At 70.9% G+C, this 22,345-nt stretch carries 19 protein-coding genes and 1 pseudogene; 12 read left to right on the top strand and 8 right to left on the bottom strand.

All coding sequences use genetic code 11. The features are described from left to right. The first annotated feature begins 279 nt into the window (after window positions 1–279). The 3 genes from OG379_RS11305 to OG379_RS11315 all read left to right on the top strand — a co-directional run bounded on the left by OG379_RS11305 (window position 280) and on the right by OG379_RS11315 (window position 2,988). Window positions 280–912, top strand: coding sequence for a winged helix-turn-helix domain-containing protein (locus OG379_RS11305; RefSeq protein WP_405661708.1), 633 nt, complete (start codon window positions 280–282; stop codon window positions 910–912). A gap of 178 nt (window positions 913–1,090) precedes the next feature. Continuing rightward, window positions 1,091–2,356 carry a sensor histidine kinase gene (locus tag OG379_RS11310; protein WP_405661710.1) on the top strand — a complete coding sequence of 422 codons (1,266 nt, stop codon included), beginning with the start codon at window positions 1,091–1,093 and terminating at the stop codon, window positions 2,354–2,356. After that, a complete protein-coding gene (locus OG379_RS11315; RefSeq protein ID WP_405661713.1) occupies window positions 2,341–2,988 on the top strand; it encodes a LuxR C-terminal-related transcriptional regulator in 648 nt (215 codons plus the stop codon). The genes OG379_RS11310 and OG379_RS11315 overlap by 16 nt, the downstream gene beginning before the upstream one ends. Before the next feature lie 17 nt (window positions 2,989–3,005). On the opposite strand, the gene OG379_RS11320 is transcribed toward OG379_RS11315, so the two are convergent. Further along, on the bottom strand, window positions 3,006–3,488 hold the full coding sequence (locus tag OG379_RS11320; RefSeq protein WP_393766249.1) for a MarR family winged helix-turn-helix transcriptional regulator: 483 nt from the start codon (window positions 3,486–3,488) through the stop codon (window positions 3,006–3,008). Between the two features lie 69 nt (window positions 3,489–3,557). On the opposite strand from OG379_RS11320, the gene OG379_RS11325 reads away from it, so the two are divergent. After that, complete coding sequence (locus tag OG379_RS11325) at window positions 3,558–4,103, top strand: carboxymuconolactone decarboxylase family protein (RefSeq protein WP_405661715.1); 546 nt, start codon at window positions 3,558–3,560, stop codon at window positions 4,101–4,103. A 99-nt stretch (window positions 4,104–4,202) separates the two neighbouring features. Beyond that, window positions 4,203–5,696, top strand: coding sequence for a DUF1996 domain-containing protein (locus OG379_RS11330; protein WP_405661717.1), 1,494 nt, complete (start codon window positions 4,203–4,205; stop codon window positions 5,694–5,696). Window positions 5,697–5,732: 36 nt separating this feature from the next. Here OG379_RS11330 and OG379_RS11335 read toward each other — a convergent pair whose 3' ends face one another. Further along, a complete protein-coding gene (locus OG379_RS11335; protein ID WP_405661719.1) occupies window positions 5,733–6,209 on the bottom strand; it encodes a hypothetical protein in 477 nt (158 codons plus the stop codon). A gap of 108 nt (window positions 6,210–6,317) precedes the next feature. Between OG379_RS11335 and OG379_RS11340 the strand changes: the two genes are divergently transcribed. Both OG379_RS11340 and OG379_RS11345 read left to right on the top strand, forming a co-directional pair. Beyond that, window positions 6,318–8,243 carry a hypothetical protein gene (locus OG379_RS11340; protein ID WP_405661722.1) on the top strand — a complete coding sequence of 642 codons (1,926 nt, stop codon included), beginning with the start codon at window positions 6,318–6,320 and terminating at the stop codon, window positions 8,241–8,243. Window positions 8,244–8,297: 54 nt separating this feature from the next. Further along, window positions 8,298–9,032, top strand: coding sequence for a TetR/AcrR family transcriptional regulator (locus OG379_RS11345; protein WP_405661725.1), 735 nt, complete (start codon window positions 8,298–8,300; stop codon window positions 9,030–9,032). On the opposite strand, the gene OG379_RS11350 is transcribed toward OG379_RS11345, so the two are convergent. Continuing rightward, window positions 9,017–9,367 (bottom strand): 5-carboxymethyl-2-hydroxymuconate Delta-isomerase, encoded by a 351-nt coding sequence (locus OG379_RS11350; protein ID WP_405661727.1) that lies wholly within the window; start codon window positions 9,365–9,367, stop codon window positions 9,017–9,019. The two genes, OG379_RS11345 and OG379_RS11350, sit on opposite strands and share 16 nt — an antisense overlap. A 114-nt stretch (window positions 9,368–9,481) precedes the next feature. Between OG379_RS11350 and OG379_RS11355 the strand changes: the two genes are divergently transcribed. Next, complete coding sequence (locus OG379_RS11355) at window positions 9,482–10,027, top strand: YciI family protein (protein WP_405661729.1); 546 nt, start codon at window positions 9,482–9,484, stop codon at window positions 10,025–10,027. 137 nt (window positions 10,028–10,164) lie between these two features. Here OG379_RS11355 and pulA read toward each other — a convergent pair whose 3' ends face one another. Together pulA and OG379_RS11365 are read right to left on the bottom strand one after the other, a co-directional pair. Then, a complete protein-coding gene (gene pulA / locus OG379_RS11360) occupies window positions 10,165–15,471 on the bottom strand; it encodes a pullulanase-type alpha-1,6-glucosidase (RefSeq protein WP_405661732.1) in 5,307 nt (1,768 codons plus the stop codon). Window positions 15,472–15,562: 91 nt separating this feature from the next. Beyond that, window positions 15,563–17,281, bottom strand: coding sequence for a carbohydrate-binding module family 20 domain-containing protein (locus OG379_RS11365; protein WP_405661735.1), 1,719 nt, complete (start codon window positions 17,279–17,281; stop codon window positions 15,563–15,565). Window positions 17,282–17,811: 530 nt separating this feature from the next. Here OG379_RS11365 and OG379_RS11370 point away from each other — a divergent pair. Next, complete coding sequence (locus OG379_RS11370) at window positions 17,812–18,585, top strand: alpha/beta fold hydrolase (protein ID WP_405661738.1); 774 nt, start codon at window positions 17,812–17,814, stop codon at window positions 18,583–18,585. Window positions 18,586–18,612: 27 nt separating this feature from the next. Here the strand turns inward: OG379_RS11370 and OG379_RS11375 are convergent, their stop codons facing one another. Beyond that, a complete protein-coding gene (locus tag OG379_RS11375) occupies window positions 18,613–19,605 on the bottom strand; it encodes a GlxA family transcriptional regulator (RefSeq protein WP_405661740.1) in 993 nt (330 codons plus the stop codon). A gap of 144 nt (window positions 19,606–19,749) precedes the next feature. Between OG379_RS11375 and OG379_RS11380 the strand changes: the two genes are divergently transcribed. The 3 genes from OG379_RS11380 (at window position 19,750) to OG379_RS11390 (ending at window position 21,408) form a co-directional block, all read left to right on the top strand. Next, entirely contained in the window at window positions 19,750–20,340 is a 591-nt protein-coding gene (locus OG379_RS11380; protein WP_393765101.1) for a cysteine hydrolase family protein, read from the top strand. A 124-nt stretch (window positions 20,341–20,464) separates the two neighbouring features. Then, a complete protein-coding gene (locus tag OG379_RS11385; RefSeq protein ID WP_405661743.1) occupies window positions 20,465–20,959 on the top strand; it encodes a MarR family winged helix-turn-helix transcriptional regulator in 495 nt (164 codons plus the stop codon). After that, window positions 20,956–21,408: a MarR family transcriptional regulator gene (locus tag OG379_RS11390; protein ID WP_405661746.1), complete on the top strand. Its 453-nt coding sequence runs from the start codon at window positions 20,956–20,958 to the stop codon at window positions 21,406–21,408. Before OG379_RS11385 ends, OG379_RS11390 begins: the two co-directional genes overlap by 4 nt. A 14-nt stretch (window positions 21,409–21,422) precedes the next feature. On the opposite strand, the gene OG379_RS11395 is transcribed toward OG379_RS11390, so the two are convergent. Together OG379_RS11395 and OG379_RS11400 are read right to left on the bottom strand one after the other, a co-directional pair. After that, the gene (locus OG379_RS11395) at window positions 21,423–21,794 is read right to left on the bottom strand and encodes a hypothetical protein (protein ID WP_405661748.1); all 372 of its coding nucleotides are present in this window, start codon (window positions 21,792–21,794) and stop codon (window positions 21,423–21,425) included. 71 nt (window positions 21,795–21,865) lie between these two features. Continuing rightward, window positions 21,866–22,237: pseudogene (locus OG379_RS11400) on the bottom strand (hypothetical protein); the annotation flags it as partial. Window positions 22,238–22,345 lie beyond the last annotated feature (108 nt).

A 22,345-nucleotide genomic window follows, 5' to 3' on the forward strand; every position in this document is an offset into this window, starting at 1 on the left:
GTGAGGAACCTGACACGGCGGCCCGTATCGACGGGTGAGAGGACCCTCCTGCGCGGCCGCAATCTCTGCTTCAATGGGGACATGGCCAGCTTCCAGCACACCGCGTCGGGTCGCAGCGACCTCGAGCCGTTCTGGCCCTCTCGTCAGCACCATGACTTCGACCGGGTGTGTTGCCGCGCGTGGAACGCGCAGGCCCTCTAAAGCCGCATCACCCCGGCCTTCGGCCCGCGCGCACGACGTACGTCCTGGACGACTCCTCGCGCGAAAGAGCTGACCCTCATGGCGAACACCCGTACCTTCTCCACCGCTTCCGCCGCCACCGCGGCGTCCGCGGTGCCCGCTGCGGCCACCACCAACGCCCGCAACACCCTCTCCCCCAACCGCCACCGGCTGCGTGCCGTCGACCGTGACGAGGTCGTCGCGCTCTCGGACGTCGCCGGCTTCCTGCCGCCGGGCGCCACCTGGCTGCCCGCACCCCAGCACACGCTGCCGGCCCTGCCGGGCCGGCCTCCGATGGTCGGCTACCTGGTACTCGTGCCCGCCGACCAGCAGCCCGCTCTGGCCGGGGCCGTGGCCTCCGCCCAGAACCGGGAGTTCGTTCCGGAGCCGGCGGTGACCGACGCCCCGGCAGGCGGCCCCGTGCGGATCGACTCGACGCGGCGCACCGCCGCCGTGGACGGCGTCACCCTCGATCTCACGTACCTGGAGTTCGAGCTGCTGGCACACCTGGTGGCGCACCCGCACCGGGTGCACACCCGGGACCAGCTGGTGACCACGGTCTGGGGTTACGGGCACGTGGGTGACGGGCGCACCGTCGACGTCCACGTGGCCCGGCTGCGCCGCAAGCTGGGCGCCGAGCACCGCCGGTCCATCCAGACCGTGCGGCGCGTGGGCTACAAGTACGCGCCCTGATCGCACACCGCTCGTACAGGAGGCCCCGGGGTTCATCCCCGGGGCCTCCCGCCGTTCCGATGGTGGTGCCAGGTACACCCCGGCCGGGGGTCGGAACGGCTGACGGTGCCCCTTGCCTACAGGCGAGACTGGGTGCCGAACGGGATCCGATGTGGACCCGGCGAGGGGAGACACCACCATGAAGTCGGCACAGAGCCGGGTACGGACCGCGATGCTCACCGGAGGGCGGGCGTTCGTCCTCTCCTTCGCGAGCATCGCGGGCTCGGTCACCCTCTTCGTCCTGTCGGTCCTCTCGATCACCTTCGTCGCGCTCGGGATAGGGCTGGTCACCACTCCGTGGGTCATGGAAGCCGTGCGCAAGCACGCCAACCAGCGCCGGCTGCTCGCGGCGAGCTGGTCGGACATCCGCATCCCGGTCCCCTACCGGCCGTTCCCGAAGGATGTGCGCTCCGGATTCACCGGGCAGGTCGAGCGCACCACTCTGCTGCTGAAGGACCCCGCCACCTGGCGGGATCTTCGGTGGCTGCTGATCGACATGACGGCGGGGTACGTCCTGCTGGTCCTCACCTTCGCCCTGCTGGTCTGGCCGCTGGAGGGGCTCGTCCTGGCGGCGGGACTGTGGCGGGTGTTCGAGGACGACGCGTACTGGTACGGATTCGTGCCGGTGGACAGCCAGATGACGGGCCTGGCCGCCGCTGCGCTCGGCGTCGTGATCTTCCATGTCGGGCTGTTCGCGAGCAAGCCCCTGCTGCGCCTGCACTTCGTGCTCGCCCGGTCGGCGCTCTCGCCCGCCCCGGAGGAGCTCGCGCAGCGCATCGACCGTCTCACCGAGACCCGGCACGAGGCCGTGGACACGGCGGCGTCCGAACTGCGGCGCATCGAGCGGGATCTGCACGACGGGGCGCAGGCCCGGCTGGTCGCCATGGGCATGAACCTCGGCACCATCGAGGCGCTCGTCGAGAAGGACCCGGCGGAGGCGAAGAAGCTGCTGGCGATGGCCCGCACGTCCTCCGCGGAGGCCCTGACCGAGCTGCGTGATCTCGTACGGGGCATCCACCCGCCGGTGCTCGCCGAACGAGGGCTCGGGGACGCCGTGAAGGCGCTGGCCCTGCGGCTGCCGATCGCGTCGGAGGTGACCGTGGAGCTCGGCGGCCGGGCCGAGGCACCGGTCGAGTCGGCGGCGTACTTCGCGGTGAGCGAGATCCTGACGAACGCGGTGAAGCACTCCGGAGCCGACCGCCTCTGGGTGGACATGCACCACTCCGAGGGCATGCTGCGGACCTCCGTCACGGACAACGGCAAGGGCGGTGCGACCGTCGGAACGGGCTCGGGACTGAGCGGAGTCGAGCGCCGGCTGGGTACATTCGACGGCGTCCTGGCCGTCAGCAGTCCCGCGGGCGGTCCCACCATGGTGACCATGGAGATCCCTTGCGCGTTGTCCTAGCCGAAGATCTCTTCCTGCTCCGCGACGGCCTCGTGCGCATGCTGGAAGCCTACGATTTCGAGATCGCGGCGGCAGTCGAGTCCGGGCCCGAACTGACCAAGGCCCTGGTTGAGTTGGAGCCGGACGTCGCCGTCGTCGACGTCCGGCTCCCGCCGTCCCACACGGACGAGGGCCTCCAGTGCGCGCTGGCCGCCCGCCGCCGCAGACCCGGGCTTCCGGTGCTCGTCCTGTCGCAGCACGTGGAGCAGCTGTACGCCCGGGAGCTGCTGGCCGACGGCAACGGCGGCATCGGCTATCTCCTGAAGGACCGGGTGTTCGACGCCGACCAGTTCATCGACGCCGTGCGCCGGGTCGCCGCGGGGGGTACGGCGATGGATCCGCAGGTCATCTCGCAGCTGCTGTCGCGGCGTTCGGCGGACGAGCCGATGGGCGGCCTGACGCCCCGGGAGCGTGAGGTCATGGAGCTGGTGGCGCAGGGCCGTTCGAACGTGGCGATCGCGTCGCAGCTGGTGGTCACGGAGCGGGCGGTGGCCAAGCACACCTCGAACATCTTCGGCAAGCTCGGCCTGCCCGTCTCGGACGACGACAACCGGCGCGTGCTCGCGGTCCTGACCTACCTCGACCGGGGCTGACCGCACGGCCGGCTCGCTCAGCCGGCGAACCAGCGCTCCGCGTCCAGTCGGAAGGCGGCTGCGGGTGCCATCCTCCGCAGGTCCGCCTCCATGGCCCCGACCCGCTCCGCGCCGAGCTCCTCGGCCCACTCCGCGCGGAGCCGGTCGAAGCCCTCGGCGGATCTGACCAGCATGTCGACGCCGCGGGCGGTGAGCCTGACCAGTTTGCGCCGGCCGTCGCCGGGATCATCGACCCGTTCCACGTAGCCGAGGCCCTCCAGCTTGTCGACCGTCTTCCCCGCCGCCTGCTTGGAGACGCCCAGCCGACGGCCGATCTCACTGGCACTCGCGCCCTCCCGCCCCACCGCCTGAAGGGCGAAGCCGTATGCCGGGCGCACGTCCGGGTGGCCGTGGGCGGCCAGGTCGCGGTGCAGGGCGTCGATGATCGACCGGAAGCCCGCGAACAGCAGCAGGGGCAGCTCGAATCCCGCCTCTTCTCCTCCGCTCCTCTCCTCAGCCATTGCACATCTCGACAACCTGGTTTACTTTTTCGACAATCACGTTGTCGAGTTTACCGCGAGGGGACCGCCATGTCCGGTACGCACTTCCCCGATCACACCATCGGCTCGGCGCCGCAGGCGTCCCGCCGCACCATGGAGGCCATGGCCGGCAAGCAGGGGGGCCGTGTCCCGTCCGCCGTGGCCCGGCTCGCCACGTCGCCGGAGACGCTCAACGGCTTCCTCCAGGCGAGCGCGGCCTTCGAGTCGAGCACGCTGGACCCGCTGTCCCGCGAGGTCGTCGTCATGACGATGGCCACCCGCAACGACTGCCACATCTGCGTGGAGATGCACACGGGGAGACTGCGGTCGCTCGGCGCGGCACCCGAGCTCGTCGCGGCGCTGCGGGCCTCCGAGGAGCAGCCTCTGCCGGACGAACGGCTGGAGGGCGTGAGGCGGTTCACCCTCGCGGTCCTGGAGACGGCCGGTGCGGTCGAGGACGCGCGCCTCCAGGATTTCCTGTCGCTCGGCTACACCTCGCGCAACGCCCTGGAGGTGGTTCTCGGCATCGGCGCCTACACGATGTCGACGCTGGCCAACCGGATGACGGGAGCGCCGGTGGAGGCCGTGCCGGTGTAGGCCGCCCCTACGAATTCCGCGGTGTGCTGAACGGGCGGGGCTGCCGGTCCGTATGGGACGTCACGCTTCTGACTCGAAGCACCGAAGCGGAGGAGTTCCATGGGACGCACATCGCGCAAGAAACGTTCGACGCTCGCCGGCCGGGCCGTGGCCGCCGCGGCCGCACTGGCTCTGGGCGGAGGTGGGCTGGTCGCCGTCAATGTCTACGCGAGCGCCGGAGAGGGCGGGTCCGGTCCGCCTCCGGCGCAGACCCGGGACACGGCTCGCCAGATGTCCACCATCGACTGTCCCGACGCGGGGATCGCCCTTCCCGACGTGCCGGACGGGGCGCGGCCGGAGGTCGACCGCGAACTGGCCGCCATGGATACGCAGATCACCGACGCGTACCGGGAGTTCGCGGACCGCAGGGAGCGGATCGCCCGGGATCCGGCTCTCGCCGGGAACGCGGTGCTCGGTCCACTGAGGAGCAGGCGGGCGGCCAGCCTCGAACGGATCCGGATCGCCGTCGAGCGGGCCCGGGGCGAACAGCCGCAGGGCCTGGAGGGGCTCGCGGGATGCAGCCTGCGCGCCGACGACGAGCAGGGCCAGGACGGCGGGGGCGGGGACGGCGACCAGGGCGGCGAGGACGAAGGGCAGGAGGGCGGCCAGGGTGGAGGCCAGGACCAGGGTGACGGCCAGGACCAGGGCGGCGAACAGGACCAGGAGGGCAACGGCCCCGAGGCGTCCGACTTCGTCGACATCCGGTCCGTCCAGCCCGGCACCGACCGCCCCCGTGATCGCAGGGGCGCCTCCCGCGGTACGTTCACCACCGACTGCGGCCGCAACGAGAACGGCAAGTTCAACCCGGACAACGTCATCGCCGCCCCGGGCGTGAGCAACGGCGCCCACCACATGCACGACTACGTCGGCAATCAGGCCACCGACGCGTTCGCCGGCGACGACGACCTGGCCGCCGGGGAGACGACCTGCCGCAACCAGGGCGACCGGTCCACGTACTACTGGCCCGTGCTCCGTCTCCAGAACGGCCAGGACGAGGACGATGTGGACGCGGACGGCGGGGGCAAGGACCAGAACACCGGGGAGATCCAGACCCCGTCCCAGGTCACGCTGAAGTTCACCGGCTCCCCCGCCGGGAAGGTCACCGCCATGCCGCGCTTCCTGCGGATCATCACCGGGGACGCCAAGGCCTTCACCAACGGCGACGCCAATGCCAACGCGTCCTGGAGCTGCACCGGTTTCGAGGACAGGCAGCTGAAGGACAAGTACCCGATCTGTCCGGAGGGCAGTCAGGTGGTGCGGTCCTTCGCCTTCCAGAGCTGCTGGGACGGGCGGAACACCGACAGCGCCAACCACCGCACCCATGTGGCGTTCGCCCAGGACGACGGGCGGTGCCCGGACGGCTTCAGGGCCATCCCGCAGCTGGTCCAGCGCATCGTGTACGACGTCCCGCCGGGCCCGGGCTTCGCCGTCGACTCCTTCCCGGAGCAGCTGCACAAGCCCGTGACCGATCACGGCGACTTCATCAACGTCTTCGACGACGCCTTGATGAAGAAGGTGGTGAGCTGCGTCAACGGCGGGCGTAGGTGCCGCTGACCCTGCGGCCCCTCCCTGCCCCCTCTGCCTGCGCGGTCAGCTCCCGTGGTGACCGGAGTGCCCTTCCTCGCTCCCCCCACTGCCACTGCTCCCCGAGTGGTGCGGCGAGGCGGTCTCCACCGTCCCCCCGAGCCGGCCGCGCAGCGCCGTGACCACGTCCGCGTCACCGACCGCGACCCACTTACGCCCGACCAGATACGAGCCGCCGTAGTCGTTGGCCTCGTTGATCCACTCCCGCTGGCCGCGGTCGGTGGCGAAGGTCGCCAGCACGTAACGCCCGTCGCCCGTCGTGCAGTTGGCTTGCCTGAGCTCCTCGGCATCGGTCTGCATGTCCGGCTCGCAGCGCGCCTTCGACGCGAGCTGCTCCAGGGTCCCGCTCGCGGTGGGCGGCACGGCGGGCTTGTCGTCCCCGTCCGCTCCCCCGCCGCACGCGGTGAGCAGTCCGATCCCCGCCAGCACGGCCACGGACATCCGGCCGGCTCGCCGTAGTCGCCACTCCCGCTGTTCCGCCATGCGGCCATCGTGCCCCGGGGCCCCGGGCTTCCGGGGGGAAACCGCACAACCCGCTCCGGAGCGCGCACGCCGGAGTGACCATCGCACCATTCGCTCGTTCAGCTGAATATGCCCCCACTGCGAGCAGTACCGCCGTCCGCCGGCCGCCCGTATGCGGAGCAGGCCGCCGGGCAGCGGGCCGAGGCCACGCCGGCCGAGCACTACGCCCGGCTGGTGCGGCTCGCGTATCTCGTGCTGGCCCCCTCCCTCGGCCGTAACCGGCGGGTGTTGTCGGCCCACTGGCTGGTCCAGCGGGCCCTGGCCGGAGCGCGGACCGGAGATCCGGGGAGCGCGTACGCGTACGTACGTCTCCGGGTGCTGCGTTCCGCGCTGGAGGCGGGGCTGCCGTTGCTCCGGTTCGGCCGGCCGCGGCGGGCGCAGTTCCCGCCGCTGGTGCCGCAGGTGTGGGGGCTGCGGCTGTTCCCGCACTCCTGCGGCGCGGACGAGCTGGCTCTGGAGCAGGCGCTGGCCGACACGTCGGGGCCCTGCCGGGCCGCACATGTGCTGCGGGGGCTCGAAGGGCTCGACGACGCCGAGGTGTGCCGGGTCCTGGAGGCGGCGGATGTCGACGACCCCCGGGCGGCGCTGCTGGAGGCCGACTCGCTCACGGCGCCCCACGCCCTGCTGGCCTCACCGGAGTTCGACCCGTGCTCGCTGCAGGCCAGGCCGACCGATCCGGTCCGCCGCCGGCGGCGCGGACGGGCCCTTCTGGCCGGTGCCGGCGCCCTGCTGGTCTGCGGGACTCTCGTGCTGATGCCGGGGGACGGCCTGGGCGGACCCGGCGCCTCTTCCGCCCCGCTCTACTCACGCAACCACGCCGCCCAGCAGGCCCTGGACCCGGCCGAGGTTCGCCGGGTGCCCGGCGGGCTCTGGCGGGGCTCCACGCGCAGGGACTTCACCGTCTGGCCCACACGCGGCGACCGGGCCGGGGACACCGGCCTGCTGGGCCGCGCCCTCGCCGCGTGGGCACGGCCCGGCCCGGCGGTGGCCGCGACGGCGACGCCCGGGACGCCCGGCGGGCCGCCGATGGGACCGCCGCAGCTGCTGTACGCGGGCGAGGTGGGCCGGGCTGCCGTGGTGCTGTTCCACGACGGCCTGCGCGTCGTGCGCTACGCCGAGCCCCGCAACGCCGATCCGTCCGGGGGTGCCGCGCTGGACTTCGCCCGGGTGGACGGCGCGGACGCGGTGGCGGCGAGCGCCCTGGTGGTGGAGCGCCGTGCCGGCCGGATCCGCTATCTGACCGCGCCCTGGGTGCGGGACGTCGGCGTACGCGACCTGCTCGCGCCGCACGAGGCGGCCCGGCCGCTGGCCCGCGACCGTCACGGGGTGACGGACCCGCTGACGCTGCCGGAGACCGAGGAGGGCGGCCGGGCCGACTGCCGTTCCTGGCAGGCCCTGGAGTCGCGGGACGGCACCGCGGCGCGGCTGTTGACGGATCTCGGTGAGATCACTCCCGTACGCCTCACCTCCGGTGCGCCGTCGGCCCCGCACGACGTGGCGGGCCGGGCCGAGCGGGAGAGCTGGGCGCGCACGGCCTGTCTGCTGCCGGCGGTGCGGTCCAACGGCGTGCGGTCGGTGAACTCCTGGCAGTACGCGAAGCAGCGGCTGCCGGAGGGAGAGGGGGACGCCCTGTGGTTCTGCACCAGGGCGGACACCTGGCGGGGCACGGGCAGCAGGGTCCTGGCCCAGTTCCAGGCGCCGCCCGAGCTCTCGGGCGGCGCCGGGGCGCCGGCGGCGGTCGCGGCCCGTGCCGTGGACTCGCCGGACTGCGGGATACGCAGGCCCCGGGTGCTGGCGGGCGTGCTCTGGAAGTCGGACGGCGGCCGGTGGTACGTACTGGCGGCGGGCTCACGGCAGTTCGCCGTCCTGACCGCGACCGGAGGTGTGCGGGGCAAGGCGCACGGGCGGTTGCTGGCGCTGCCCGCCAGGGAGGGCGACCGGCCCCGGCTGGACGGGCTGCTGGCGGACGGCAGCCGGGTGGGCTCCCTGCGCTGAGGCCGGGGGCGGGCAGGCGCAGGTCACTTGCCCTGTCCCGTTAGGCTGTTCGGCATGACGACCGGGGTGCGACGCAGGATGGGCGTCGATGAGCGCAGGGCCCAGTTGATCGGTGTCGCGCTGGAGTTGTTCAGTCACCGCTCGCCCGACGATGTGTCCATCGACGAGATCGCGGCGGCGGCCGGCATCTCGCGCCCGCTCGTCTACCACTACTTCCCGGGGAAGCGCAGCCTGTACGAGGCGGCGCTGAAGAGGGCCGCCGACGAGCTTGCGGGCCGCTTCCTGGAGGCGCACGAAGGGCCCCTGGGGGCTCGCCTGATGCGGGTGATGCGCCGGTTCTTCGACTTCGTCGAGGAGCACGGTCCGGGCTTCGCCGCGCTGATGCGAGGCGGCCCGGTGGGCGGTTCCTCCACGGCCGACGCCCTGGTGGACGGGGTGCGGCAGGCGGCGTACGAGCAGATCGTCGCGCATCTCGGCGTCCCGCACCCGCCCGCCAGGCTGGAGCTCGTCGTGCGGTCCTGGGTGTCGCTGGCGGAGTCGACGGCGCTGCTCTGGCTCGACGGGAAGCGCATTCCGCGTGGAGAGCTGGAGTTGCAGCTGGTGCACGACTTCGCGGCGCTGGCGTCGGTGAGCGCCGCGTACGACCAGGAGATGGCCGGCATCATGCTGCGGGTCTTCGCGCAGGAGCCGGCGGACGGCCCGTTCGGTGAACTGCTCTCCAGGCTCTCGGTCCTGGCCCCCGCCGCCCCGGCCGTCCCGCCGCAGCGGCTTCCTCAGTTCTTGCGGTAGGACGCGTCCAGGTCCCGCACCTCGGCCGAGGCGTGGACGGTGATGCCGTCGACCGGCTTCAGGTGCCCGGACAGCAGCTCCAGGACGGCCTCCGTCAGCTGCGCCTTGATCTCGGGGGTCCGGCCGGGCAGCATCGCGATGGAGACGTTCACGATGGAGTCTCCGGCCGGGGCGTCACCGACGACGGAGTCCTCGGCCCTGCGGAAGCGGGTCTTGCAGGCGGGGACCTTGGTGGAGACGGTCTCGGCGACGAGCGGGTGCAGGGCGAGGGCGAAACCGCGGCGGTCGAAGCTGTCGTCGAGCTCGGCGGAGTAGTCGACGGTGATCTGCGGCATCAAGCGCTCCTGGTTGCGGGTGCGGGTCCGTATACATGTACAGCGTGCACGCACGTGTACGGCATCAGCTTCGCGTGATCCCGCCGCCCGCACAAGTGAGCGCAGACTGTGGGTATGGAGTTCTTCTGTTACCACCGCGACCGGCCCGGCTCCCTCACGTTACGCAACGAGCTGGTGGAAGAGCACTGGTCCTACATGGACCGGTACGCCGAGGAGCTGATCGCTCGCGGCCCGACCTTCGCCGACGACGAGACACCCACCGGCAGCGTGCACATCGTCGACCTGCCCGATGCCGCCACCGCCCGCGCGTTCGCATTCGACGAGCCCAACTACCAGGCCGGCGCCTACCGGGACGTACTGCTGCGCCGGTGGCGCAACCTGCTGGGGCGCACCATGTGGGAGTTCCCCGGTGACCGGACCGGTGGCAACCGCTACCTGGTGCTGGGCCTCGGCTCGGGCCGGCCCGCCGACCTCGCGGTGCCGCCCGACCGGGACGAGCTGATCGCGTACGGGCCGCTGCTGTCCGACGACGGCGCCACCTGGCTGGGTACGGCGGTGCTGCTCACGGCCTCCGACCCGGACACGGCGCGCGCCGTCCTGACGCCGGACCGGTATGCCGGCGTGGAAGTTCATGACTGGGACTTCGGCGGGCGCAGGTGATGGGCCGAGGACCGGCGAAAAGTCCGCACCCCCCTGCCGCCGTAGTTTTCACGTGAGCGCGGTCACCACGCAGAACGCGGCCGGCCCCGGCTTCCGCCACGAGAGGCGGGAGCCGGGGCCGGCCGGAGCGGCGGGCGTCAGCTCCGGGTGAACACGGCGACCGTGCGTCCCGGGACGGTGAAGCTGCCCGCCTTCTTCTCGTACGAGGACTTCTTGACGGCGGCGTCCGCGCCCGCCGCCTGGACGGGATGCAGGGCGTACGCCTTCCCGGCGAGCCCGGGGATGTCCTGGCTCTGCGTACCGGGGGTGGCGTTCATGACGACGACCAGGTCGCCCAGGCGCATCGTGATCACGCCGGGGGTCTCCTCCTTGCCGGAGAGCGGGAAGGACAGGGTGTCCTGGACCTGCTCGGCGGTGGCGAGGCCGAAGTCCTTCTCGGTGGTGCGGATGGTGAGCAGGTCCTGGTACGCGGCGGAGGCGCCGGTGATCTGCGCGCACCCGGGGGTGAGCGCGGCGGCGGTCAGCAGCGGTTTGCCGTAGGACCACTTGTCCTTGTTGTCGGCGGCGGGCGGCAGTCCCCGTCCGAAGCCGTTGCCCTTGCGGCAGTCCCAGTGCAGCGCGTTGAACCAGTCGCCGCTGTCGTAGGAGTTGCGGTCCAGCGACTTGGAGCGGAGCAGGTCGGTGCCGGCCTGGGAGAGCGCCGGTCCCTGCGAGAGCACGGCGGTGGCCATCGCCACGACCTGCATGCGGGCCCGGTCGGCGGCCGAGGTGTCCGCCGGGAGCTTGAAGGCGAGGGCGTCGTAGAGGGTTTCGTTGTCGTGGGCGTCGGCGTAGGCGAGCGCGTCACCGGGTGCCGCGGCGTATCCGGCGGGGGCGCCGTTGTAGTCGACGGCCGAGCCCTTGACCGTACGGCCCTGGGTGTCGGTGAAGGTGTAGTCGGCGAGGTTGCCGGTGAGGCCGACCTTGATCAGGTCCTGGTAGTGGAGCAGCCGGGCCTTCTGTTCGGCCTCGGTGCCGTTGGCTGCCGAGGTGTTGGGGTCGGTGTAGAGGCCGGAGGCGAAGCCCTGGACACCGGGGTCCTCGTCGAAGGGGCCGCCGCCGCGCACGGCGTCGCGGGAGCGGTCGGAGAAGGTGGCGATGCCGGTGCCGGCCATGTTCTTCTGGGTGGCCTGGACGAAGCGGGCGTCATCGGCGATCTCACCGAAGTTCCAGCCCTCGCCGTACAGGATGATCTTCTTCCCGTCGACGCCGTCCTTGGCGACGGTCAGCTCGTCGAGGGCCTCCCGGACCGCGAGGATGTTCTCCTTGGGGTGGTGTCCCATCAGGTCGAAGCGGAAGCCGTCGACCTTGTACTCCTTGGCCCAGGTGACGATCGAGTCCACGACGAGCTTGCCCATCATGGTGTTCTCGGGCGCGGTGTTGGCGCAGCAGGTCGAGGTGGCGACGGTGCCGTCCTCCAGGAGCCGCTGGTAGTAGCCGGGCACGATCCTGTCGAGGACGGACTTGTCGTCCTGGCCGGAGGCGACGGTGTGGTTGTAGACGACGTCCATGACGGTCCGCAGTCCGGCGCCGTTGAGCCCCTGCACCATCTGCCGGAACTCGGCTGTGCGCTTCGGGCCGTCGGGGTCGGAGGCGTAACTGCCCTCGGGGACCGTGTAGTGCAGCGGGTCGTATCCCCAGTTGAAGGCGTCCTTCGCGGCGGCCTTCGCGACGCAGGCCTGCTGTTCCTCCGAGTCGGGGGCGTAGACGGACAGGTCGCAAGCCGGCTTCTGCTGGTCGGACTTCTTCTCGGGGATCGTCCCGATGTCGAAGGCGGGCAGCAGGTGGACGTAGCTGGTGCCGGAGTCCGCGAGCTCCTTGAGGTGCTTCATGCCGTCGGAGCGGGTGTCGGTGAAGGCGAGGTACTCGCCGGGGTGCTTCGACGTGGTGTCCGTCACCGAGAAGTCGCGGATGTGCAGCTCCTGGATCTGGGCGTCGCGCATCGGGACGGCGGCGGGCTTCTTCAGGCCGGGCCAGCCGCGTGGAGCGAGCTTCGGGTCGTCGAGGTCGACGACGAGGCTGCGGGCGGAGTCGGCGGTCAGGGCGGTGGAGTAGGGATCGGTCACCTTGTTGGTGACCATCTTCTGGACGGTGGGTGCCCAGACCTGGACGGCGTAGCGGTAGGGCTTGCCGTTCCAGCTCTTCCCGCCGGTGACCGACCAGACGCCGGTGCGGTCGTCGCGCCGCATCGGGACGGTCTTCCCGCCGAGTTCGAGCGAGACGGTGCGGGCGGTGGGTGCCCAGACGGAGAGCGTCGGGCCGCTCTTGCGGAAGACGGGTCCGAGGGCGGCGCCGCTCGCGGCCTTCCCGTACAGGGCGTCCAGCACACCAGCGGTCTGTACGCCGGTGGCGGCGAGCAGGGCGCCGTTGGCGGCGCGCTGGGTGGCGATCAGCTGGCCGCGCAGGGATTCGCGGACCCTGTCCCGGTCACGGGTGTCGACGGTGAACGCCGGATAGTCCTTGAGGTGCGGGTACTTCGCCTTCTGGGCGTCGGTGAGTTCGGTGGCGCCGAGCCGGAGCCACCGCCCCTCGTCGGAGAGGGCGCCGTCGACGACGGAGATGCCGCCGTTCTTGGCATACACGAGCTGCTGGCTTGTGGCGTCGGTGGCCTTCACCTTCCAGACGACGGTGTTCGCGTCGATCCACTGGGCCTCGGCCTCGGTCAGGTCCGGGGTGGGCACGCCGCCGGCCTGCGGCAGCAGGTAGCCGGACTTCCCGCCGAGCATCCAGACCTCGTGCCCGTACGAGGCGATGTCGAGGGACTGGTCGCTCGGGAGGTCCTTCTCGTCGCCCTTGTGGAGGATGTAGCTGAGCGAGGTGGCGCCGTCGGTGAGCGGCACCTCGAAGGTGACGCCGTAGGCGTCGGTCTTCACGGGCTGCAGGGGCTTCGCCCAGTCCGTGGGGGCGGAGGCACCCGTCCAGGTGTGCAGGCCCCAGCCGTCGTAGTCGCCGTCGGCGCGGTGGTAGTGCAGGACGGCCTTGGAGGTGTCCTGCGCCGGGGCCTCGGGAGCCTCGGTGGCCTGCTCGTCCTTGCCCTGCTCGATCCAGACCTGGCCGGTCCTGGCCAGGTCGACGGTGCGCTCGGGGCCGTCGGCCGTGCCGTTCCTCTCGACCGTGTACGGGACCGAGGAGGCACCCTCGTCGAGATCGATCCAGGCGAAGGCTCCGTAGGCGTCCCGGCCGATGAAGTCGGCGCTCTTGCCGCCGGACTTCAGCTGCCAGCCCTCGTAGTCGCCGTCGGCGCGCTTGTAGTGGACGACGGCGTGGTCACGTTCGACGGCGACGGGCTTCGGGGCGGGCGGTGCCTGGCCCGCGGTGGTGGAGGCCAGGGCGCTCGCGGTGCGTCCGGCGCGGTCGACGACCACGGCCTTGTAGCGCAGCGCGGTCCCGGCCTTCACCGACTCGTCCAGGTGCTGGGTGACCTTGTACGGCGCGTGATCGGCGGAGCCGAGGGTGACCCACTTGCCGTTGCCGGTCTGCGCGGCGAAGACGACGCGGTTGAGCCCGCCGCCGTCGACGTCGGCACTGAGCTCGACGGTGCCGGTGGCTCCGGCGGCCGGAGCCTTCAGGGTGACCGACGGCTTGGTGGCGGTGGTGCCGAGCGGCTTGTCGGCGCGGAGCACGACGCTGGACAGCGCGGGCACGGTGACCTCGACGGTCTTGTCGGAGCCGCTGCGGACGGCACCGGAACCGCCGTACAGGGTGCGGAAGTTCATGCCGGCCGACTCGGTGGGCAGCTCGACGGTCTTCGCCTCGGTGGCGTTGTTGGCTGCCACGACGTATTCGTACGGGCGCTTGGCGTCCGTACGCGAGAAGGCGTGGACGGAGTCCTTGGAGTAGCGCTCGGTCTGCACACCGTCGCGCAGCGCCGGGTGCTCCTCGGTGAGCTTCGACAGGGCCGCTATGGAGCGGTAGAGCGGGTGGGTCGTGTCGTAGGCGTCGGAGGCGTGCGTACGGTCGGTGCCCAGCTGGTCGTCGTCGAGGTAGTCGGCGGTCTTCGACGCGAACATCGTCTGGCGGGCGTCCTTGTCGCCGCCCGCTCCGGTGTAGCCCTGCTCGTCGCCGTAGTAGACGACCGGGTTGCCGCGGCCGAGGAACATCAGCTCGTCGGCGAGGCGGGCGCGGTCCAGGAGCTCGGCGTCGCCGGCCTTCGGGTTGTCCTGCTTCAGGAAGGTGCCGATGCGGCCCATGTCGTGGTTGCCGAGGAAGGTGACCTGCTCGTAGGCGTTGGCCTTGTCGGTGGTGTAGCGGTAGTCGTCACCGTAGACCGAGGCGAGCTTCGAGGCCGGGGCGCCCTGGGAGGCGTACTGCCGGGCGGCTTCCTGGAAGGGGAAGTCGAGCGTGGCGTCGAGCCTGCCCCGCGTCACGTAGGGCGAGGTGATCGCGGTGTCGGCGGAGTAGACCTCGCCGAACATGAAGAAGTCGTCGCGGCCGCGCTTCGCCGCGTAGTCGTCGAGGGCGGTGGCCCACCGGGTCCAGAAGTCGAGGTCGACGTGTTTGACGGTGTCGATGCGGAAGCCGTCGATGTCGAAGTCGCGGACCCACTTCTCGTAGATCTTCTCCATGCCGGAGACGACCTCGGGGCGCTCGGTCCACAGGTCGTCGAGGCCGGAGAAGTCGCCGTACTCGGTGGACTCGCCGGCGTAGGTCGAGTCGCCCCGGTTGTGGTACATCGTGCTGTCGTTGAGCCAGGCGGGGACCTTCTTCCCCGTGTTCACCGGGGTGTACGGGAAGGAGCCCGCGTCCACGTCCTCGACGCCCTGGGTGTCGTCGAAGGGACGGCCGTTCTCGTCGAGGTACGGGAAGGCGCCCTTGGGCTTGTAGCCGTACGTCTTCTCGGCGTAGTCGACTGTGTCCGCCGTGTGGTTGGTGATGACGTCGAAGAAGACCTTCATGCCCTTGCCGTGGGCCTTGTCGATCAGCTTCGTGAGGTCGGCGTTGGTCCCGAAGTGCGGGTCGACCTGGGTGAAGTCGGTGATCCAGTAGCCGTGGTAGCCGGCCGACGCGTTGTCGCCCGTGCCCTGGACGGGACGGTTCTTGAAGATCGGGGCGAGCCAGATCGCGGTGGTGCCGAGGCCCTTGATGTAGTCGAGCCGCTGGGTGAGGCCCTTGAGGTCGCCGCCCTGGTAGAAGCCCTTGTCCGTGGGGTCGTAGCCGGTCTCCAGCCGCGAGCCGTTGAGGCCGCCCCGGTCGTTGGAGGTGTCGCCGTTGGCGAACCGGTCCGGCAGCACGAAGTAGAACTGCTCGCGGGTCAGGTCGTTCCTGGCCGGTTCCCCGGCGAGTTTCGCGTCCGAGGGCGGGGAGGGCGGTCTGGGCGCGGCGGACGCGGAGGCCGCCGGCACGACGGGCAGCAGCGCCGCGCACAGTGCGGCGACGGCTCCCCGCCGGAGGGTGGTTCGGGACACGGGCGGGTACTCCTCTTTCGGGGATCGGGCGGTGTGGAGCGGTGCGGGCCGGGGACGCTCACCCTCGCGTCCCCGGCCCGCCGGGTGTGGTTCAGCTGCGCCAGACGTCGGCGGTCAGGGCGGCTTTGCCGGAGGCGGGCACGGTGGCGGTGCGGTTGGCGCCGCTCTCCCAGGTGACGTTGCCGCTCGCGTCCTTGCGGACGTACTTGTACTCGAGCGACGTCCCGGCGGGCAGGGCGACATCGAGCTTCCAGACGGGGTACGTCGCCGGGTCGAGCTTCAGCGCACTGCCGGGCGCCCAGTTGCCGAGCGCGGCCTGGCTGCCAGTGACGTAGACGTTCTGGCCGGGCTGGGTGGTGGCACTGACCCCGAACGAGGCACCGGACTGACCGGCCCCCGGGTCCGGGGTGGTACCGCCGGAGCAGGTACGGGCGTTGACGTGCAGCGCGACGGCGGTGTTCGCGCCCAAGGTGGCGGTGAACTGTCCGGAGCCGTTGACGGTGACGCCCTTGCCGGACTGGACGTCGCAGTAGTCACCGGCGGGCAGCGACGTCTGGAACGTGCGGGTCAGCGAGGAGCCCTCGTGGTTGATGGCGACGTACGCCTTGGAGCCCCGGCCGAAGGCGATCTGGTCACCACCGTTGTCCCACCAGTTCGAGACGCCCTGGCCACGGGCGGCGTTGCGGAAGCCGACCATGGAGGAGATCTCGCGCCAGGCGTGCTGGCACTTCCAGCCTTCGCTGTAGCAGGCGTTGACCTGGCCGCCGCTGGGCGGGCCCGCGTCCTTGTCGGACCACTCGTAGCCGGAGTGGACATCCGGGGAGCCGTAGGGATAGGCCAGCATGAAGACGCTCGCCAGGGTGTAGTTGGCGCCGTCCTTGTAGTTCAGGGTGTCGCCACCGCGTTCGGTGTCGTGGTTGTCGACGAAGACGGCGGACCTGCCCGACTCCATGAAGCCCCAGCCCTCGCCGAAGTTCTTGAGGTTGGCGAGGTTCTCGTTGTTGAACACCTGCTTGAGGCTGCGGCCGTAGCGGAACTCCTGGACGTCGCCGCTGCCGAGGTACTCGGTGGGCGAGACGGCCTCGCCGGCCCCGTAGATGGCCTCGTGCTTCCAGTACACGCCGGGGTTGCTGAGCCTGGACTTGATGTTGGCGAGGTCGCCGGCCGGGATGTGCTTGGCGGCGTCGATGCGGAAGCCGTCGACGCCGAGGGAGAGCAGGTCGTTGAGGTAGCCGGCGATCTTGCCGCGTACGTACTCCTCGCCGGTGTCCAGGTCGGCGAGGCCCACCAGTTCGCAGTTCTGGACGTTGGCGCGGTCGCCGTAGTTGTTGATCTGCGACTGGCAGTCGTTCATGTCATTGACCGAGTACAGGCCCGGATAGTCGTACTTGCTGTACGAGGACCCGCCTGTGCCGGTGCCCGTTCCGGCCGACATGTGGTTGATGACCGAGTCGGCTATGACCTTGACGCCCGCGCCGTGGCACGTGCTGACCATGTTCGCGAAGGCCGTACGGTCGCCGAGACGGCCGGCGATCCTGTAGCTGACGGGCTGGTACGAGGTCCACCACTGGCCGCCCTGTATGTGTTCCTGGGGCGGCGAGACCTGGACGTAGCCGTAGCCGGCAGGGCCGAGGCTGTCCGTGCACGCCTTGGCCACGGAGTCGAACTTCCACTCGAACATCACCGCGGTGACGTCCTTCTCGCCGGGCGGCGCGGCTTGGGCGGTCCCGGCGCCGAACCCGGCGGGGACAGCGAGGACTGCGGCGCCCGTGGCGAGGGCGAGCGCGGCAGACAGGGGTCTGCGTGCCATGACGTTCCTCCTGCGGTGGGGGAAGGTGCGGGGATGGCGGAGCAGCCTCACGTGGCAACGCGCCGTGCCGTCAAGGCTCATGAAGGTTCTTGCAGCAAGGATGCAAAACTTCGTGTGCGGCAGACCGTACGAGCCTGACCTGCCCTGGTCAACCCCCTGGACACGACGCGATTACCTCCCGCTCACATCCTCGAAATACTGGAAAAAGAGTCCTGCAAGGTCTTACGCAAAATATTGCGGGGCTGTTAAGTTCGTCCCGACTCCGGCCCGGCCGGCCGGGGGTCCGGCACCCCGGGCCCCACGCGCCCGGCCGGCCGGGCCGGTCACTGCGCGGAGAGGTCCGGGCGTCGCTTCCCCGCCGGCCCATCCCGGGCCGACGCCGGGGCCTCTCCGGCGACACCGTCATCGGGAGGCTGCGGACAGCCCAGCCCTCCGTATCGGGCCGCTCTCTGTCCGCAAGCTCCCGACGACGCCTCGACGCCGGGCGTCTCGTACGCTCTTCCGGTGAGTCAGGAGTTGGAGGGCGACGCGTGCGCGATGCTGCTGTGACCCCCGGAGGGGACCGGATCCGCTGGGTGGAGCTGCCCGGAGAGGAGCCGGCCCGCGTCCATGTGCACGGCCTCGGCGCCACCTCCCCCGCCTACTTCGCACAGGCCGCCGCGCACCCGCTGCTCACCGGCCGCAGGTCCCTGCTCGTCGACCTGCTGGGGCACGGCATCAGCGACCGGCCGACGGGCTTCGACTACCGCCTGGAATCACACGCCGACGCGCTGGCCACCGCCCTGACGCACGCGGGCCTCATCGGCGCGGAGTTGGTGGCGCACAGCATGGGCGGCTCCGTCGCCGTGGTCCTGGCGGCACGTCACCCGCGGCTGGTGTCACGGCTGGTCCTGGTGGACGCGAATCTCGACCCCGTGACGCCCGTACTCGGCGCCCCGGGAAGCAGCGGGATCGCCGCGCTCTCCGAGGCCGACTTCCTGGCGGGCGGGTGGCGGCAGATCCGCGACCTGGCGGGCCCCCACTGGTGGTCCACGATGCGCCTGGCCGGCCTGGAGGGCCTCCACCGCACCGCCGTGCACCTCACCCGCGGGACCACTCCCACGATGCGTGAGCTGCTGCTGGAGCTGACCGTCCCCCGTACCTACCTGTACCCGGAGGCCGACGGCGCGCCTGCCGGGGCCGGGGCGCTCACCGAAGCCGGTGTGCGGCTGGTCCCGGTCCCGGACTGCGGGCACAACATCATGCTGGACAACCCTGACGCGTTCGCACGGGAGACCGCCGCCGCGCTCTCGGCTTCCGCCTGAGACCGCCGGGGGCCGAGGTGGCGCCGCTCAGGCCCTGCCGGTCCGGAAGCGGCGCCGGTACTCGGTCGGTGTCGTGTCGAGTCGGCGGCGGAACGCCCTGACGAGGGTGTCCACGGTGCCGAATCCGCACGCGGACGCGACGCGTTCGAGGGTGGCGTCGGTGGATTCGAGCCGGCTCCGCGCCGCCTCGACACGGGCCGATTCGATGTAGGCGTGCGGAGTCGTGCCGAGTTCGGTCTTGAAGATCCGGGTGAGCTGCCGGTCACTGATGTGGGCGTATTCGGCTAGGTCCGCGACGGTGAGCGGCTCGCCGATGTTGCGCATGATGTGGTGGCGGAGGTCTTCGATGCGCCGCGTCGTGGACAGTTGCTCCAGGGGAACGCTGAACTGACTCTGCCCGCTCGGCCGTTTCAGGTACATCACGAGTTGCCGCGCGACACTCAGCGCGATGGCTTCGCCGAGGTCGTCCGCGACGAGGGCGAGTGAGAGATCGAGGCAGGCGCTGATTCCCGCGCCGGTCCACACATCGCCCTCGCGGACGAAGATCGGATCGGCGTCGACCTCGACGGCCGGGTGGTCGGCGGCGAGCTGCTGCGCGGTCGACCAGTGGGTGGTCGCGCGCTTTCCGTCGAGCAGGCCGGCGGCCGCCAGGATGTGCGCTCCGACGCAGACGGAGGTGACCCTCCGGGTGCGGTCGGCGAGTTGCTTCACCCGCGCCACCACGTGGGGGTCGGTGAGCGGGTGCACGCGGCGACGGCTGTCGATCTCGACCGCGCCGGGCACGATCAGGGTGTCGATGCGCTTCGTGGACAGATCGTCGAAGGTGACGTCCGGGAGGACGCGTACCCCGGCGCCGGTCGTGACAGGGGCCATGGTCTCGGCGGCGAGGACCACGTCGTAACCCGCCGCTTCGTCCGACTCGCGTCGCGCGAGGGAGAACACCTCCGGGGGGCCGGTGACGTCGAGCAGGTCGACGCCGGCGAAGAGAACGATGACGATCAGCCGTCTGACGGTGCTCACGAAACTCCCGGGGCCGGTGAAGTCGATGTCGGTTTCTGCAGGTTAGACGACATTGCCGACACACGGTTGTGGCCATAGCGTCATAGGCGCAGGTCACCGCACCGGTGAGCTGCTCTCCGACATTCGATCCCCAGGTGGTTCCCCATGCCCAGAACGACGCTGCGCCGGCTCAACGGTCTCGACGACACCCCCGCGAAGCTCGCCGGATCGACCCTGGTCCTCATCGACTACCAGAACACCTACACGACCGGTGTGATGGAGCTGGACGGCTGGCAGGCCGCACTGGACGCCGCGGCCGAGCTGCTGGCCCGGGCCCGCCAGGAGGGCACGAAGGTCATCCATGTCATCAACGACGGCGGCGAGGGCACCCCGTACGACATCCGGGCCGAGATCGGCCGGATCCACCCCCGCGTCGCACCGGTCGACGGTGAGCCCGTCGTCGTGAAGCGGGCGCCGGACGCCTTCGTCGGGACGGACCTGGGCCGGCACGTCGACGATGCGGGCAACACCGATCTGGTCATCGCGGGTTTCATGACGCACATGTGCGTGGCCTTCACCGCCCAGGGCGCCTTCCTGCGCGGCAACCGCCCCACTGTCGTGGCCGACGCCAGCGCCACCCGGGCGCTGCCGGTCGCCGGAACCGAACTGGACGCCCACCAGGTGCACTACAGCGCGCTCGCCACCATCGCCGACCTGTACGGCGTCGTCGTGCCGTCCCGGAAGGAGCTCGCCTGAAGCGGCTGTTCCGTCCCCTGTCGCCGCCCGGGCCGGCAGACGGAGCCGTACCCGCCGATCGGACCGCCGTCCCACCCGCCGAAAACAGTAGCCATGGACATAGTAGCTAAGTACTCTATTCGACATGAGTAAGGGTTCGCCGGGCCCCACACCCGGTTTTCTGGTGTGGCGGCTCGCCAACAAGTGGCGTGTCGCGGTCGATCGCGCGGTGGCACCGCTGGGCCTCACCCACGCGCAGTACGTACTGGCCGCGTCACTGCACGGCTTGCAAGGCGTCGGCGAGCGGCCCAGTCAGCGCCGGCTCGCCGACCACACCGGCTTGGAGGCGCTGTACGTCTCGAAGCTGGCGCGCGCCCTGGAGTCGGATGGCCTGATCGAGCGCACCCGAGATCCCCGCGACCCGCGCGCCGTACAGCTCGCCCTCACGGAGCAGGGCCAGGCCGTCGTGCAGCGGGCCATCGTGGTGGTCCAGGAACTGCTTCAGCAGGTGCTGGAGCCGCTCGGCGGCCTCGACGCCCCGCGGACGCGCGCGTTCACCGACGAGCTGCTGACCCTGCTCGATGCACCCATCGCTCCATCCGTACCGAACGACGAGAGCACTCAGGGGACACCACCATGACCGATACGTCCACCACCGGACCCGTCGCCGACGCCCGCACCCTCGGCCTGGCCCACTACGCCGCCCGCGGCGTCCTGGAGCACGTCCTGGCCCGGCACGGCAGCACGTTCCAGGGGCAGATCGTCCTGCGCGCGGCCATCACCACCGACGCCCCGCAGACGCCGGACGATCTCGTCGCCCAGGTCCAGGGCTACCTCAAGGCCGATCCGGCCGGCATCCGCGCCACCCTCGACGAACTGATCGCCGAGCAACTGCTCGATGCGGACGGCGCGCACCTTCGCCCCACAGACGCGGGACGCGAGCTGCTCGCCTCCGTCGGCGCGGAGACCGCTCCCCTCAGCGCCCGCATCTGGGGCGGGATACCCGCCGAGGACCTGGCCGCCGCCGGACGCGTCCTCGCCCTGGTCACCGAGCGCGCCGACGCGGAGCTTGCGGCGCTGACCGTCTGACCTCCCGGTGGCACTCAGGGGCGTGGCAGTGGCTGACGCCAGTCGCCCAGCGTCGCGAGGAGGATCTGGCGGGCGAGATGGCGTATCTCGCTCCACGCCGGATCCGCGGACAGCGCGTCGGCCCAGCGACCGGTCCGGGAGGTGGCGTCGATCTCGCCGAGGCGACGGCCTATGGCCCGGAAGGAGCACAGGTCCTCTGGCTCGAAGGCTCCGCGCTCCGCGAGCCCTTCGGAGATCTGGCAGATGAGCTCCAGCTCGTCGACGACGTCCTTCGTCTCCAGCTGACGCTCGCGCAGCCAGGCAAGCTGATCCTGGGTGTCGGCGGCGAGGAGCGCCATGAAGCGCAGCGTCCAGGTGCGCAGGTTCGCGTCACCGAGGTGGTTCATCCGTGCACGACCACGGCTATCGGAGCGGTCCTTGCATGCAGATCACGTGCCGTCCAGGATGGACGATCGGCGGAGGGCTCCTCACCGAAGATCTCTTCGGCGGTGGTGGCACGGATGGCGCGGACCAACCACTGGCTCAGAAGTTCCGGATCGGTGCAGGCCGTGACCTTCTCGCGGGTTCCGTCGCTGATCTCGATGCCACGCACGCCAAGGACGAGCAGGACGTCCTCGGCTCGGCCGTGCGCGAGGCCCTGTGCTCGGCCTTCGTCGCGGATCTCCTCGGAGAGCGGCGAGGTGCAGAAGGAGAGATCCACGGCCACCAGGTTCCTCCACTGTTGCGCGGCAGAGCGGTTGCCCAGCCTGTCAGCGTGTGTGATCGCCGAGAGCGTCGCGAGCGCAAGGTCCTTCCGGGCTTCGGCCACATTCATGATGACGGGCATGTTGAAGCACCTCGTGGCCTCCCTTGACGCCGTGCACTGCTGTGCCTCCGTCACTGTGAGGAGACGGACCAAAATGCGGGCGTTATGTCCGATTCTGATGTCCTCTACTTC

The sequence above is a fragment of the Streptomyces sp. NBC_01166 genome, assembly GCF_045039765.1.
Lineage (GTDB): Bacteria > Actinomycetota > Actinomycetes > Streptomycetales > Streptomycetaceae > Streptomyces.

Excerpts from the sequence above, each read along its gene's own strand:
- OG379_RS11380 (WP_393765101.1), top strand. The coding sequence starts at position 19,750 with ATGCCCAGAACGACGCTGCGCCGGCTCAACGGTCTCGACGACACCCCC.
- OG379_RS11350 (WP_405661727.1), bottom strand. The coding sequence starts at position 9,367 with ATGCCGCAGATCACCGTCGACTACTCCGCCGAGCTCGACGACAGCTTC.
- OG379_RS11365 (WP_405661735.1), bottom strand. The coding sequence starts at position 17,281 with ATGGCACGCAGACCCCTGTCTGCCGCGCTCGCCCTCGCCACGGGCGCC.
- OG379_RS11385 (WP_405661743.1), top strand. The coding sequence starts at position 20,465 with ATGAGTAAGGGTTCGCCGGGCCCCACACCCGGTTTTCTGGTGTGGCGG.
- OG379_RS11355 (WP_405661729.1), top strand. The coding sequence starts at position 9,482 with ATGGAGTTCTTCTGTTACCACCGCGACCGGCCCGGCTCCCTCACGTTA.
- OG379_RS11340 (WP_405661722.1), top strand. The coding sequence starts at position 6,318 with ATGCCCCCACTGCGAGCAGTACCGCCGTCCGCCGGCCGCCCGTATGCG.
- OG379_RS11395 (WP_405661748.1), bottom strand. The coding sequence starts at position 21,794 with ATGAACCACCTCGGTGACGCGAACCTGCGCACCTGGACGCTGCGCTTC.
- OG379_RS11325 (WP_405661715.1), top strand. The coding sequence starts at position 3,558 with ATGTCCGGTACGCACTTCCCCGATCACACCATCGGCTCGGCGCCGCAG.
- OG379_RS11335 (WP_405661719.1), bottom strand. The coding sequence starts at position 6,209 with ATGGCGGAACAGCGGGAGTGGCGACTACGGCGAGCCGGCCGGATGTCC.
- OG379_RS11330 (WP_405661717.1), top strand. The coding sequence starts at position 4,203 with ATGGGACGCACATCGCGCAAGAAACGTTCGACGCTCGCCGGCCGGGCC.
- OG379_RS11345 (WP_405661725.1), top strand. The coding sequence starts at position 8,298 with ATGACGACCGGGGTGCGACGCAGGATGGGCGTCGATGAGCGCAGGGCC.
- OG379_RS11305 (WP_405661708.1), top strand. The coding sequence starts at position 280 with ATGGCGAACACCCGTACCTTCTCCACCGCTTCCGCCGCCACCGCGGCG.
- OG379_RS11390 (WP_405661746.1), top strand. The coding sequence starts at position 20,956 with ATGACCGATACGTCCACCACCGGACCCGTCGCCGACGCCCGCACCCTC.
- OG379_RS11310 (WP_405661710.1), top strand. The coding sequence starts at position 1,091 with ATGAAGTCGGCACAGAGCCGGGTACGGACCGCGATGCTCACCGGAGGG.
- OG379_RS11320 (WP_393766249.1), bottom strand. The coding sequence starts at position 3,488 with ATGGCTGAGGAGAGGAGCGGAGGAGAAGAGGCGGGATTCGAGCTGCCC.